The 13731-nt window shown below is 61.9% G+C and carries 13 protein-coding genes and 2 pseudogenes; 10 read left to right on the top strand and 5 right to left on the bottom strand.

What is annotated here, in order from left to right; translation table 11 throughout:
* Nucleotides 1-185, top strand: a 185-nt coding sequence (locus tag Q0562_RS11590) for a transposase (RefSeq protein WP_298644543.1), incomplete at its 5' end; no start/stop codon positions are given.
* Here the strand turns inward: Q0562_RS11590 and Q0562_RS11585 are convergent.
* Nucleotides 182-463: a hypothetical protein gene (locus Q0562_RS11585; RefSeq protein WP_298644542.1), complete on the bottom strand. Its 282-nt coding sequence runs from the start codon at nt 461-463 to the stop codon at nt 182-184. The two genes, Q0562_RS11590 and Q0562_RS11585, sit on opposite strands and share 4 nt — an antisense overlap.
* Before the next feature lie 137 nt (nt 464-600).
* On the opposite strand from Q0562_RS11585, the pseudogene Q0562_RS13825 reads away from it, so the two are divergent.
* The 5 genes and pseudogenes from Q0562_RS13825 to Q0562_RS11560 all read left to right on the top strand — a co-directional run.
* A pseudogene (locus Q0562_RS13825) lies at nt 601-1044 on the top strand (OsmC family protein); the annotation flags it as partial.
* 160 nt (nt 1045-1204) lie between these two features.
* Nucleotides 1205-1786, top strand: coding sequence for a hypothetical protein (locus Q0562_RS11575; RefSeq protein ID WP_298644545.1), 582 nt, complete (start codon nt 1205-1207; stop codon nt 1784-1786).
* Between the two features lie 364 nt (nt 1787-2150).
* The gene (gene nhaC / locus Q0562_RS11570; protein ID WP_298644540.1) at nt 2151-3620 is read left to right on the top strand and encodes a Na+/H+ antiporter NhaC; all 1470 of its coding nucleotides are present in this window, start codon (nt 2151-2153) and stop codon (nt 3618-3620) included.
* Nucleotides 3621-3634: 14 nt separating this feature from the next.
* Complete coding sequence (locus tag Q0562_RS11565; protein WP_298644538.1) at nt 3635-4666, top strand: Ldh family oxidoreductase; 1032 nt, start codon at nt 3635-3637, stop codon at nt 4664-4666.
* Nucleotides 4667-4717: 51 nt separating this feature from the next.
* Nucleotides 4718-5959 (top strand): FAD-dependent oxidoreductase, encoded by a 1242-nt coding sequence (locus Q0562_RS11560; protein WP_298644536.1) that lies wholly within the window; start codon nt 4718-4720, stop codon nt 5957-5959.
* Between the two features lie 118 nt (nt 5960-6077).
* Here Q0562_RS11560 and fghA read toward each other — a convergent pair whose 3' ends face one another.
* On the bottom strand, nt 6078-6923 hold the full coding sequence (gene fghA, locus Q0562_RS11555; RefSeq protein WP_298644535.1) for an S-formylglutathione hydrolase: 846 nt from the start codon (nt 6921-6923) through the stop codon (nt 6078-6080).
* Nucleotides 6924-6930: 7 nt separating this feature from the next.
* Nucleotides 6931-8049 (bottom strand): S-(hydroxymethyl)glutathione dehydrogenase/class III alcohol dehydrogenase, encoded by a 1119-nt coding sequence (locus tag Q0562_RS11550; RefSeq protein WP_298644533.1) that lies wholly within the window; start codon nt 8047-8049, stop codon nt 6931-6933.
* A gap of 88 nt (nt 8050-8137) precedes the next feature.
* On the opposite strand from Q0562_RS11550, the pseudogene bioB reads away from it, so the two are divergent.
* Nucleotides 8138-9091: pseudogene (gene bioB, locus Q0562_RS11545) on the top strand (biotin synthase BioB); the annotation flags it as partial.
* 121 nt (nt 9092-9212) lie between these two features.
* A complete protein-coding gene (locus Q0562_RS11540) occupies nt 9213-10079 on the top strand; it encodes a transporter associated domain-containing protein (protein ID WP_298644529.1) in 867 nt (288 codons plus the stop codon).
* 190 nt (nt 10080-10269) lie between these two features.
* Here Q0562_RS11540 and Q0562_RS11535 read toward each other — a convergent pair whose 3' ends face one another.
* A complete protein-coding gene (locus tag Q0562_RS11535; protein ID WP_298644527.1) occupies nt 10270-11739 on the bottom strand; it encodes a S41 family peptidase in 1470 nt (489 codons plus the stop codon).
* Nucleotides 11740-11845: 106 nt separating this feature from the next.
* On the opposite strand from Q0562_RS11535, the gene carA reads away from it, so the two are divergent.
* Together carA and Q0562_RS11525 are read left to right on the top strand one after the other, a co-directional pair.
* Nucleotides 11846-12976: a glutamine-hydrolyzing carbamoyl-phosphate synthase small subunit gene (carA, locus tag Q0562_RS11530; protein ID WP_298644525.1), complete on the top strand. Its 1131-nt coding sequence runs from the start codon at nt 11846-11848 to the stop codon at nt 12974-12976.
* A complete protein-coding gene (locus Q0562_RS11525; RefSeq protein WP_298644522.1) occupies nt 12973-13434 on the top strand; it encodes a hypothetical protein in 462 nt (153 codons plus the stop codon). Before carA ends, Q0562_RS11525 begins: the two co-directional genes overlap by 4 nt.
* Before the next feature lie 26 nt (nt 13435-13460).
* Here the strand turns inward: Q0562_RS11525 and Q0562_RS11520 are convergent, their stop codons facing one another.
* Nucleotides 13461-13724, bottom strand: coding sequence for a hypothetical protein (locus Q0562_RS11520; protein WP_298644520.1), 264 nt, complete (start codon nt 13722-13724; stop codon nt 13461-13463).
* Between the last annotated feature and the right edge of the window lie 7 nt (nt 13725-13731).

Below are 13731 nucleotides of genomic sequence, written 5' to 3'. Positions count from 1 at the left end.
AAAGCGAAGAAATCAGTAATTTATTGAAAGAGAATGGGCATGGAATACTATGGCTTCCGCCTTATAGCCCTGATCTTAACCCTATTGAGCATAAGTGGGCATGGGTTAAATCCATTCATAATAAGTTGCGAATAAATGATATCGACAAGCTATTTAGGATCTGTATGAAAAATGAAATCCATTAGCTATATACCAAGCGGCGGCAATCGGGGAAGGCGGTAATCAACCGCCGTGCCAATTTATCAGGCAGCCCGATAAACAGGGTGCAGGTACTGTCCCAACAAACGATTTCGAAGGATGCCTGCGGATGCTGCGGCACGTGGTCGCCCTGCCAGAATCCGGCGCTTTCCGCATCGGGCAGGGTCTGCAAGTCGATTTGCTGCGGGACAATGCCGGGCGCGAACGCGGAAAAAACCGCCCAGATGTATTGTTCGTGCGGGGGATGGGTCAGTATCCGCGCCAATTCCGCCCCCGTGCACACGCACGGGTCGGGCAGCGCCGCTTCCCGGCTTCATTTTTGAGACTGGTACAAGAAGTGCCATCCTCGCTTGCTTGATTTGGGAGAATCTTTATGAATAAACACCACACACCTACAGCACCATCGTGGAATGGACGGGTAATTTGGGCAAAGGTACCGCGTCCTACACCGCCTATTCACGCGATTACACCGTCAAAATCGCCGGCAAGCCCGACCTGTTTGGCTCGTCAGACCCCGCCTTTCGCGGTGACAAAAACCGCCACAATCCCGAAGATATGCTGCTTGCGGCCATCTCCGCCTGCCACAAACTCTGGTATCTGCACCTGTGCAGCGCCGCAGGCATTACCGTAACCGCCTACACCGACAACGCAGAAGCCGTGATGGACGAAGGCGACAGCGCCCGGCCGGGCAGATTTATCAAGGCCACCTTGCGGCCACGGGTAACCATCACCCAGGCACAGTACATTGAACAAGCCAAAGCCCTGCACCACGAAGCCCACCGTTTGTGTTTCATTGCCAATTCTTTGAATTTTGCAGTGGAATGCCAATGTGAGATTGCCGTTAAGCAAGATGCAGCAGAAGGAGTCCCATGGAAATTGCAATACAGGTTCAAGCGGAATAAAACCGGCTTTCTTGCGAATACAACAAGCCCCCTTCAATTACCCCGCCTACATGGGAAAATAACCGCGCCGCCTTCCGGCGGCTTCCTTACTACTTGGAGAAAACATGAAAAAAACCCTCACCTTCACCTGCGCCCTGCTTCTCGCCCACACCGTCGGCGCGGCCACGGATGCCGGCAAAATCGCCGTCGGCGGTATCAAACTGGGCATGACTCGTGCGCAAGTAACACAAGTGCTGAACAAAAGTTGCCCCGGTTACCAAGAAGCAAAAGACATACCGGCCGCATCATTCACCACCATCAACTGCGCGCCGACCGGCAAACAACCCCTTTCCGTGATGCTGGACAACGCCGTCATCAGCGCGGGCTATCCGCAGCAAGAACCACTGCCGAAAGGCGTCGATTCAGCGGCAGTGAATAAAGCCATACAGGCGCAAGTGGACAAGCTGAGCAAAGAATACGGCAAGCCGGACCTCGTCGCCGACAACAGTGCCGTAAAAATGGGCGAAGCCGAACTCGGCAGAGTCAACAAAGTGCTGTGCTGGGGCGAATGCGGCAAAGCCAAAGACGGTGCCATCCACCCCGACGGCAAAGTACTGGTGGTGGGCATCGTTGCCCTGCCGGAGGCACTGCATATCTCACGCGGCATCATGGACACCGCCGCCATCAGCAAAGCCGCCGCCCAATAACCGGCAGCGACGAATGCAAAAACAGGCTGACACACGTCAGCCTGTTTTTTTTGCGCCATGCGTTATACCAATCCCGGGAAATAAAATGACGTTCACAGGACGGTCTTTAGCCCGCCATCCGCATGATTTCGGCGGGATAAAGCCCGCTCTACGGCAAGTTATTTTTTGATTTTGGCATTATCCCGCCGGGCGGCCAATATGTTCTGCGGCAAGGATGGAAAACTGCGCCGTTATTCGTGAATGTTTGCTGTTTTCCGCGTTTCTCCGTGCAATCGTGTGTGGAAGGATGTGTTTTTATTTGCTAGTTGTTGCTTATCATCCTGACTTATAGCAGTATGCAGGTGAACGTCAACCAGGAGTGCTTATGCTGTTCAGCTCATACAAAAACCGCAGCGACTATTCCTTTCGCTTTGAAGTCGCGCCGCTGTCCATCACCGTCGCCATCCTCATGGTGCAGTTCTTTATCTTCAAGGACTACACCCCGCACATTCCGCTGATTATCGGCATTTGCATCACCGGCATCTTCATGGCGCTGAAGGGGCGCAAGTGGGCGGAGATGGAAAAGAACATGTACCGCGTGATGAAAGTGGCACTGCCGACCACCATCATCATTCTCTGCGTCGGCATGATGATTGCCGCCTCCATCGCCGCCGGCACGGTGCAGACGGTGCTGAAATTCGGCCTCGACATCATCAGCCCGAGCATCTTCCTGCCGGCCACCTGCATTCTGACCACCATCGTCTCGCTGGCCACCGGCACCTCCTGGGGCACCCTCGGCACGGTCGGCCTCGCCATGCTCGGCATCGGTGATGCCCTCGGCATTCCGAACTACTGGACCATCGGCGCCATCTGCTCCGGCTCGTTCTTTGGCGACAAAATGTCGCCGCTGTCGGATACCACCAACCTGACCCCGGCCGTGGCCGGCACCGACGTGTGGTCGCACATTAAATCCATGCTGCCGAACACCACCGTCGCCTATACCCTCACCATCATCATCTACGCGCTGGTCAGCCGCCACTACCAGGGGGACGCGGGCGAAATCGCCAACCAGACCCGCGCCATGTTCCAGACCGCCATCGCGGGCCATTACAAAACCGGCTTCATTACCCTGGTGCCGGCGCTGTTCGTCATCGCCATGGGCTTTCGCAAATATTCCGTAACCGGCACCCTCTGCACCGGCATTTTCCTCGCCGTGCTTATCGCCGTCTGCTACCAGGGTGAGAGTATCAGCCGCGTGTCCGACATTCTCATGAACGGCTACAAGGCGCAGACCGACCAGGAATATGTGGACAAACTGCTTTCCAAGGGCGGCATCATGTCCATGACCTGGGTTATCACCATGATGATGCTCTCGCTGGCCTTCATCGGCGCTCTGGAAACCTACGGCACCTTCCGCGCCATACTCGGCAAACTTAAAGTTCTCATCAAATCGCGCTTCAGCCTGGTGGCGACCACCGCCATGATTGTTCTCACCGTCGGCATGGTGGCGGGCGAAATCTACACCTCGCTCGTTCTGCCCGGCCGGCTGATGAAAAGCAAATACGCCGAAATGGGCTACGACCGCGCCATACTCTCGCGCACCATTGAAGACTGGGGCACCATCGTTTCGCCGCTCATTCCCTGGAATAACGGCGGCGTCTTCGTTACCACCACCCTTGGCCTGAGCACCTTTATCTATGCGCCCTTTGCCCTCTTCTGCTGGCTCTCGCCGGCGGTCGGCCTCATCTTCGCCGCCCTTGGCTGGTTCGTGCCGAAAGACCCGCACGGCCCGCAGACCATCGACGACGAAGAAATGGAAGAAATCGCCGACGACGTGGACGACTACATGGTTTAACCGGAGGAACCGCCATGACCGACACCTACCTCAGCTATGACCAGCTACACGCTCTGCTTACGGGCGTCCTGCAAGCGGGCGGCTACAACGCCGCCCACGCCGCCGCCATCGCCCACACCATGACTCAGGCCGAACGCGACCAGTGCCGCTCGCACGGCATCTACCGCCTGGCCGGCGTCCTCAAAAGTCGCCGCGCCGGCCTGGCCACGGGTGAAAAGGCGCCCGTCATCGCCGATGCGGCCGACAAACCCATCACCAAAATCGACGCCGGCGGTGAATTTGCCCCGCTGGCCAGCGCCCAGGGCCTGCCGCTGCTGGCCGCCAAAGCGCGGCGCTACGGTCTGGCCGCCCTGGCCATCAACCACTGCCTGCACCTGGCCGCCCTCTGGCCCGAAGTGGAAGCCCTCACCCACCAGGGGCTGGGCGCGCTGGCCATGTGTCCCAGCAACGCCTACGTCGCCCCGGCCGGCGGCATTCGCAAACTCTTCGGCACCAACCCGCTGGCCTTCGGCTGGCCCACCGGCGACGACCGCCCCTATGTCTTCGACTTTGCCACCTCCGTCATCGCGCGCGGCGAAGTGGAACTCTACCGCCTCGATAACAAACCCCTGCCCGACGGCTGGGGCATTGACCGCGACGGCCAACCCAGCAACGACGCCGCCGCTGTCCTCGACGGCGGGGCCCTGCTGCCCTTCGGCGGCTACAAGGGCTCGGCCATTGCCACCATGATTGAACTGCTGGCCGCCGTCTGGATAGGCGACCTGCTCAGCAGCGAAAGCAGCGAAGCCGACGGTGGCCGTGGCCTGGCCCCGCTACACGGTGAACTCATCATCGCCCTCGACCCGACCGCCTTTGGCGCCGCCGATTACGAAGCCCACAGCCGGGCTCTGCTGGATGCCATCCGTGACCAGGGCGCACGCCTGCCATCCCAACGCCGCTATGCCGCCCGTGCTGCCGCTGCTACCCAGGGCATCCCCATCAGCGCGGACAACCTCGCCAAGCTGCGGCGCATGGAAAAAGGTGAACTGGACGTGGAACTGTACTAGCCGGCCCAGTGGAATAATTACGCCCCAACCTACTTAAATAATGGACTCCCCATGACCCAACCCACCCTCATCCTCGGCGGCGGCATAATCGGCCTCACCATCGCCTACAACCTGCAACAGCGCGGCGTTGCCACCGTTCTCATCGACGCCCACACCATTCTCGGTGGCGCCTCCAGCGGCAACGCCGGCCACCTGGCCGCCGAATACAACTACCCCGTCGCCAACCTGGCCACCCTCGCGCGCCTGCCCGCCCTGCTGCTTAACTCGCTCGGGCCCCTACGCATTGACTGGCGCTACCTGCCCCGCCTCATTCCCTTCGGCTGCCGCATGGTCGCCAACATGACCCCCAAGCGCTACCGGCACATTCACCACGCCCTGTACCAGCTCAACCGCCAGAGCGTGGCCGCCTGGGAACGGCTCGCCGCGCGCGTCCCCCTCCGGCAATACGTCCACCGGGACGGTATCCTGCACGTTGCCAGTCGCGCCAAAACCGCTGCCGGCCTGGCCGACCAGGCCGCCAAAAACCGTGCCCTTGGCCTGGCCTGCGAACACATCCCGCGCGCCGCCCTGTCCGACTACGAACCTGCACTGGCAGAAGACCAGCAGGGCGGCCTCTACTACCCCGAATCCGCCCACATCAGCGACCTCGCCGCCATCGGCCGGGCACTGGCGGACGCCCTGCGCGCCGCCGGGGGCGACATCCGCGAACACTGCCGCATCCGCCACATCACCCGCACCGAAGACGGCTACACCCTGCACGACGACGCCGGCAACAGCCACCCCGGCGCCACCCTCATTCTCTGCACCGGCGCCTACAGCAAGCCCTTCATCCAACAGCTCGGCGTGGGCAAAGTCGCTCTCGACACCGAACGCGGCTATCACCTCATGCTGCCGCACGAACCCGGCCGCCTGCGCCGCCCGCTGTCGAGCATTGACCACAGCTTCGTCATGACCCCGATGGCCCACGGCCTGCGCCTGGCGGGCACCGTTGAATATGCCGGACTCACTGCCCCGGCCAACATGGCCCGCGCCCACAACCTGTTGCCGCTGGCCAACAGACTGCTGCGCCGCCCGCTGGACGAGCGCGACGCCGCCCCCTGGATGGGCTGCCGTCCGACCACCGCCGACAGCCTGCCGGTCATTGACCGCCGGGACCGCCTGCTCCTCGCCTTCGGCCACCAGCACCTGGGCCTGACCCAGGCGGCGCTCACCGCCGAACTCATCGGCGCGCTATACCACGGCGAAACTCCGGCCATTGACCTCAGCCCCTACCGGCTGGCCCGCTTCGGTTAGGGGCTGTTGACATCCGGGCGGCGCCGGAAAATCCGGCCATGTGTCGTGTTGGCTGAGAAGCCGGTATTTATCCCGCCGGGCGGCGGCGGTTGTGGGTGCCGCCCAGCGGCGGTTCGTCTTACGGCTTTTCCAGCCCCAGTGCTTCAGCGTGGAAGACGATATGCGCGCCGATGTAGCTGGCGATGGTGTAGTAACTGTGGTCGTAGCCGGGGTGCAGGTGGTAATCCACGCGGTAGCCCGCTTGCCGGGCGGCGTCCACGAAGGTTTCGCAGCGGATTTCGCGCGGGCGGAATTCGTCGGCATCGCCCGCGTCAATGCGGATGGGCAGGTGTTGCGCGCGGGCGGTGGCGAGCAGCGCGGTGCTGTCCCAATCGCGCCAGGCGCTCTTGTTATCGCCGAGGTAGGCGGCGAAGGCTTTTTGTCCCCACGGGGTGTCGCCCGGGTTGACGATGGGCGCGAAGGCGGATACGGCGGCGTAGCGCGCGGGGTTTTTCAGGGCGATTTGCAGCGCGCCGTGCCCGCCCATGCTGTGTCCGGCGATACCCGCACGGCCATCGAGCGGGTAGTGCGCGGCGAGGTGGGCGGGCAGTTCTGCCGTGATGTAGTCGTACATGTGGTAGTGCTGCGCCCACGGGGTTTGCGTGGCGTTGAGGTAGAAGCCCGCGCCCTGGCCGAGGTCGTAGGCAGGGTCGTCGGGGACGTCCCCGCCACGCGGCGAGGTGTCGGGCATGACGAGGGCGAGGCCGTATTGGGCGGCGTAGCGCTGCGCCCCGGCTTTCTGGGTGAAGTTTTCGTCGGTGCAGGTGAGGCCGGAGAGCCAGTAGAGCAGCGGCACGCGCCCGCCCGCCAGCGCTTGCGGCGGCAGGTAGAGCGAGTAGGTCATCTCGCAGTGGTTGGCGGCGGAGGGGTGGCGGACGCGCAGTTGCAGGCCGCCGAAGCATTTGTGTTCGCTCAGGGTGTGCATGGCGGCCTCAGTAGTGGATGACGCTGCGAATGGCTTTGCCTTCGTGCATCAGGTCGAAGGCGCGGTTGATGTCGTCGAGCGGCATGGTGGTGGTGATGAAGTCGCTGAGGGCGAATTTGCCGTCGAGGTATTGCTGGACGATGCCGGGCAGTTCGCTGCGCCCTTTGACGCCGCCGAAGGCCGAACCGCGCCAGACACGGCCGGTAACGAGCTGGAACGGCCGGGTGCGGATTTCCGCGCCCGCCGGGGCGACGCCGATGATGACGGATTCACCCCAGCCTTTGTGGCAGCATTCGAGCGCAGAACGCATCACGTCCACGTTGCCGATGCACTCGAAGGAGTAGTCCACGCCGCCGCCGGTCAGTTCGATGATGACGTCCTGGATGGGTTTGTCGTAGTCGCGCGGGTTGATGCAGTCGGTCGCGCCGAGTTTGCGCGCCATCGCGAATTTGTCCGGATTCGTGTCGATGCCGATGATGCGCCCCGCACCGACCATGCGCGCACCGATAACGGCGGCAAGGCCGATACCGCCGAGGCCGAAGATGGCGACGCTGTCGCCCGCCTGCACTTTCGCCGTCTTGATGACTGCGCCCATGCCGGTCGTCACCCCGCAGCCGAGCAGGCAGACTTCGTGCAAATCCGCTTCCGGCTGGATTTTGGCGAGGCTGACTTCGGCGACCACGGTGTATTCGGAGAAGGTCGAGCAGCCCATGTAGTGGTAAATCGGCTGATCGTCCTTGAAGAAGCGCACCGTGCCGTCGGGCATCAGGCCTTTGCCCTGGGTGGCGCGCACCGCCGAGCAGAGGTTGGTCTTGCCCGACTTGCACATCTCGCATTCGCCGCATTCGGCGGTGTAAAGCGGGATGACGTGGTCACCGGGCTTGACGCTGCTCACGCCTTCGCCGACCGCGACGACGATGCCCGCGCCCTCGTGACCGAGGACGCAGGGGAAGACGCCTTCCGCGTCCAGCCCGTCCAGGGTGTAGGCGTCGGTGTGGCAGACGCCGCTGGCGACAATGCGCACCAGCACTTCGCCCTTCTGCGGCGGCATCAAATCCAGTTCTTCGATAACCAACGGCTGTTTCGGCGCCCAGGCAACGGCGGCGCGGGTCTTGATAGAGTCCATAAAAATCCTCGCTGAAAGTGGTGGGAACCCCTGAAAAACAGGGAAGTCGCATTGTACACTTAGCGCCCCATCCCCACAGGTCAAAACCATGCCCCGCTGGACCCTCGCCCGCGCGCAAGCCCTCTACCAACTGCCCTTCATGGAACTGCTCTATCAGGCGCAAACCGTGCACCGCGCCCATCACGACCCGCAGCACATCCAGATCAGCACCCTGCTCTCCATCAAGACCGGTGCCTGCCCCGAAGACTGCAAATACTGCCCGCAAAGCGCGCGCTACCACACCGGCGTCGCCCGCGAAACCCTGCTGAAAATCGACGACATCGTCAGCGCCGCCGAACGCGCCCGGGCGCAGGGCGCGACCCGCTTCTGCATGGGCGCGGCGTGGCGCGACCCGAAAGACAAAGACATGCCGTACCTCGTCGAAGTTGTGCGCCGCGTCAAGGCGCTGGGGCTCGAAACCTGCATGACCCTCGGCATGCTCGATGAAACCAAAGCGCAGACGCTCGCCGACGCCGGGCTCGACTACTACAACCACAACCTCGACACCAGCCGCCGCTACTACGGCGAAATCATCACCACCCGCAACTACGACGACCGCCTGCACACCCTGCAACACGTGCGCAACGCCGGCATGAAAATCTGCTCCGGCGGCATCCTCGGCATGGGCGAAGCAGACGACGACCGCCTCAGTATGCTGGTTGAGCTCGCCAACCTCGACCCGCCGCCGGAAAGCGTGCCCATCAACCAGCTCGTGCGCGTCAAGGGCACACCGCTGGCGCAGGCGGACGACCTCGAACCCTTCGACTTCATCCGCGTCATCGCCGTCGCCCGCATCATGATGCCCGCAAGCGCCGTGCGCCTCTCCGCAGGAAGGGAAAGCATGAACGAACAAATGCAGGCGCTGTGCTTCATGGCGGGCGCGAACAGCATCTTCTACGGCTGCAAACTGCTGACCACGCCGAACCCGGCGGAAGACCGCGACGCCGCCCTCTTTGCCAAACTCGACCTCAACCCGGAAATGCGGCAGATGGCAGAACCCGACCCCGCGCCGACGACGGCGGCAGTACGCAGGTATTACCCGAAAAAACGGCAAACCGCCTGAACATTACGGCTTGCCGGATATTTGACTACAATAACCGCCATCGCAAACGACCCGCCCCGCCATGAACGAAGACCACCAGGAACCCAAGAACCAATCCCTGCTCAGCCGCCTGACCGCCCTCTGGAACAACAGCGAAGCCCCCGAAAACATCGCCGACGCCATCCGCGACCTCCTGCAACAGGCGCGCGCGCAGCAGCAAATCGGCGAAGACAGCGCGCAGATGATTGAACGCCTGCTCAGCATCGACGACACCCGCGTGCGCGACATCATGGTGCCGCGCGGACAAATCATCCTCATCGAAGAACACTGGACGCTGGAACACATCTTCGCCGTCATCACCGAATCCGGCCACTCGCGCTACCCGGTGGTGGACGAAACCCACGAACAAATACGCGGCATCCTCCTCTCCAAAGACCTCCTGCCCTGCGCCTTCGGCCGCCCGCTGCCGGCGACCATCCCGGAAATGCTGCGCCCGGCAACCATCGTCCCCGAAAGCAAACCGCTGGACGCGATGCTGCGCGACTTCAAAACCAACCGCAACCACATGGCGCTCGTCATCGACGAATACGGCAACCTCTCCGGCCTCGTCACCATCGAAGACGTCATCGAAGAAATCGTTGGCGAAATCGACGACGAACACGACGAAATCGCCGCCGCGCCCATCATCGCCAACAGCGACGGCAGCTATCAGGTGCAGGCGCTGACGCCCATCGACACCTTTAACGAGACCTTCGGCACCGACCTCTCCGACGAAGACGCCGACACCATCGGCGGCTACATCCAACACATCCTCGGCAAAATGCCGGACATCGGCGAAAGCGCCGACCTCGGCGGCTGGCAGGCGATCGTGAGCAAGGCCAACCGCCGCCAGCTTATCAGCCTGCACCTGCGCCCGCTGCCGCCGGAGACGACGACGGCAGACGCCTGAACGGACACGCCCGCCACGAACCAATGGCACCACCTCGCACCCCGGCCAGCCACCAGGTGGGTTCCGGCCGGGCGGTGAACTTTGACGATGGTGCCATCAACCCCGACATTTCCATATCCGGCTTACCGCTGATGACCTCAAAGCTTCCGGCGAAACCCCGGCGCAGGAAGCGGCGCGCGTCGTTTCCCGTCTAGCGGCCGAAGCCCGCCGGGATTTTCGGGGCATTTGCCTTATCGGCGGTTCCGTTTTCCGTCTTTTCTGCGGGTTTGTCCCCTGCCGCCGTCGTGTCCGCCTTTTGTTCGCCGCCCGGCGCGCCGTTCGCCGGCAGTTGCGTTTCCGGGGCGATGGTTGCTTGCAGGATGGCCATGGTTTTCAGCACGTTCAGCGCTTCGTAGAGGGCGAAGTCCTGTGTGGCGAGGTCGGGGTTTTGCGCGGTCTGTGCGGCGGCCTGTCCGGCGGGGTTGACGAGGTGATAGGGCAGCGAGCTTTCCCGCTCGCTGATGCTTTCGCCTTCCGCCTGCTGCACGCGCAGCGGGGTAAGGATGACTTGCGGGGTGATGCCTTTGGCCTGGATGGAGTTGCCGGACGGGGTGTAGTAGTGCGCGGTGGTGAGTTTGACCGCGCCGCCGTGGTAGAGCGGGATGACGGTCTGCACGCTGCCTTTGCCGAAGGTCGGCTGGCCGACGATGACGGCGCGGCGCTGGTCTTGCAGGGCGCCGGCGACGATTTCCGAGCCTGATGCCGAGCCTTCGTCCACCAGCACGACGATGGGGAGGCCGGCGAGGATGTCGCCGTCGCTGGCGAGGTATTGTTCTTCCTGGTCGGGGTCGCGGCCGCGCACGTAGAGGATGGGGCCGCTGTTAAGGAAGAGGTCGGCGGTTGCCACGGCGCTGTCGAGGTAGCCGCCGGGGTTGTTGCGCAGGTCGATAATCGCGCCGCGCAGGGTGTGTTTGACGCGCAGCGCAGCGACTTCTTTTTCCAGCGCTTCGGTAGTGTCGTCCTGGAACTGGCTGATACGCAAGTAGGCGTATTCGTCGTTCAGCATCCGCGAACTGACGCTGCTGGTGGCGATGATTTCGCGCAGCAGGCTGTATTCGACGATGCTGTCGCCGCGCTGCACGATGATTTTGACTTCGGTGCCCGCTTCGCCGTTCAACAGTTTGGCGGTTTCGTTCAGGGTGAGGTCGGCGACGTTCTGCCCGTTCACCTGGGCGATGATGTCACCGCTCTGGATGCCCGCGCGCGCTGCCGGCGAGCCTTCGATGGCGGAGACGACGCGCATCGAGCCTGCCTTGATGTCGAGGACGACGCCGATGCCGGCGTACTGGCCGTCGCTCTGCTGCTCGAAGTCCTGGTATTCCTTGTCGTTCATATAAACGGAGTGCGGGTCGAGGCGGACGAGCATGCCGCGAATGGCTTTTTCCATCAGCGCTTCGTTGCTGATGGTTTCGATGTAGTTGCTTTTCACGGTATCGAAAACGTCAACAAAGGTTTTCAGCGCCTCAAAGGGAATGTCGTCATCCGGTTTGCCGCTGTCGAGGGAGGTGAGGGTAAGATCAATCGCGTTGCCGTTTTTCGGGGGAGCGGCCGCTGCGGGCGTGTTCTGCGCGAAGGTGGTGATGGTCAGGAAAAGGGCGGCAAGCGGGAGGTAGCGGAACATGATGCGGCAGACCGGGAAACGAATGGAGCGGCAAGGATAGCAGCGTCGCCCGCAAATGTCATGGCAGTATAATGCGCGCGTTTTTGCGCTAAACAGAGGCTTCATCATGCAGACCAACGCCATCCTCGCCCTCGCCGACGGCAGTGTGTTTCGCGGCCGCGCCATCGGTGCCACGGGCAGCCGCTGCGGCGAACTCGTCTTCAACACCGCCATGACCGGCTACCAGGAAATCCTCACCGACCCGTCCTACGCCGGACAAATCGTCACCCTCACCTACCCGCACATCGGCAACACCGGCGTCAACGCGCTGGATGTCGAATCCCCCGCGCTGCAAGCCGCCGGCCTCGTCGTGCGCGACGCCCCCGATACTTACAGCTCCTGGCGCGCCGACGGCTCGCTCGGCGACTATCTGCGCACGCACAACATCATCGGCATCAGCGACATCGACACCCGCGAAATCACCCGCCGCCTGCGTACCCACGGTACACAAAACGCCTGCCTGATGGCGGGCGAGATTGATGAAACCGCCGCTATCGCCGCCGCCCGCGCCCATCCGTCCATGAGCGGGCAAGACCTCGCCAGCGGCATCGGCATCAAAGAGGCGCAGCCGTGGCGACAAAGCATCTGGGACGCGGCCGGCGACCGCTACCCGGAACACGCCGACGGGCAATACCACGTCGTCGCCTACGACTACGGCATCAAGGCCAACATCCTGCGCCTCCTCGTCGCGAGCGGCTGCCGCGTTACCCTCGTCCCCGCCGACACCACGGCAGATGCGGCCATGGCGCTGCTGCCGGACGGCATCTTCCTCTCCAACGGCCCCGGCGACCCCGAACCGATGACCGCCGCCATCGCCACCATCCGCGACTTTATCGCGCGCGACATCCCCATCTTCGGCATCTGCCTCGGCCACCAACTGCTCGGCCTCGCCTGCGGCGGCCAAACCGTGAAAATGAAATTCGGCCACCACGGCGCCAACCACCCCGTGCAAGACCTCGACAGCGGGCAAGTGATGATCACCTCGCAGAATCACGGCTTCGCGGTGGACGAAACCACACTGCCCGCCAACGTCCGCCCCACGCACCGCTCATTGTTCGACGGCTCACTGCAAGGGCTGGCCTTCACCGACCGCCCCGTCTTCGCCTTCCAGGGCCACCCCGAAGCGAGCCCCGGCCCGCATGATGCGGAAAACCTCTTTGCCCGCTTCGTGGCGGCGATGAAAGAGAGACGGGTGTGATCGTCATCGCCCTCTACTACGCGGCTCTCTTCTATCACCTCTTTGGCTATCATGCGTTTTGCCTTGTAAGCGGGCGCCTGCCGGAACCCTTGGAATACTGGGGCATTCCGACCCTGACCTGCTTTCTGGCAGCGGGAATATTGCTGTATATCCCGCTCGCCAAAAGCCTGGTCAGACTTTCATCGGCGGCCAGAATCATCTTAGCAATAATCATAGCGATGCCAATTATCCGGATATATACAGAGCCTTTATTTGACTATTATCTGGAATCCCAAAAACCTGATGACTTTGCATCGGTAGAATCCATTATGCGATCCGTTTCGCATCCGCTTGGGAAATTGAATATATGGCTGGAAGGGATCAGTAACTTATGCGGAATGTTCATTGTGCCGACTTGTCTGATTTACCCAATATACAGCGCATTTATCCTTATCAGGAAGAAGATCCGGATTTATTAAAAAAGCAGTGCGATACGCGTTGCTTTTTACTTCTGACACCTGCCAAACGGCGTAAATACCGGATTTCGTAGAAACGTTGCCTGCAAGGTCTCAAAAACAAAAAACGCGTGATTCCCCGCTTCGCGGCTGCGTTTATCCAGGATCTGTTGATATTCGACTGGCGCAGCGGATTTTTGCGGCAAAAACGGCAGATGCAAGGCAAAAAGCGCAGCAAGATTGGGCACTTTGCGAATATTTTTAATGCAGCCGCCGAATCTTGGCTGAAAAGCTGCCGCGATGTTGAGTGTCAACAGCCCT

This window comes from uncultured Cardiobacterium sp. (assembly GCF_938028825.1).
In the GTDB taxonomy this organism is placed as follows: domain Bacteria; phylum Pseudomonadota; class Gammaproteobacteria; order Cardiobacteriales; family Cardiobacteriaceae; genus Cardiobacterium.
This window is presented reverse-complemented; position numbering and strand designations above follow the sequence as displayed.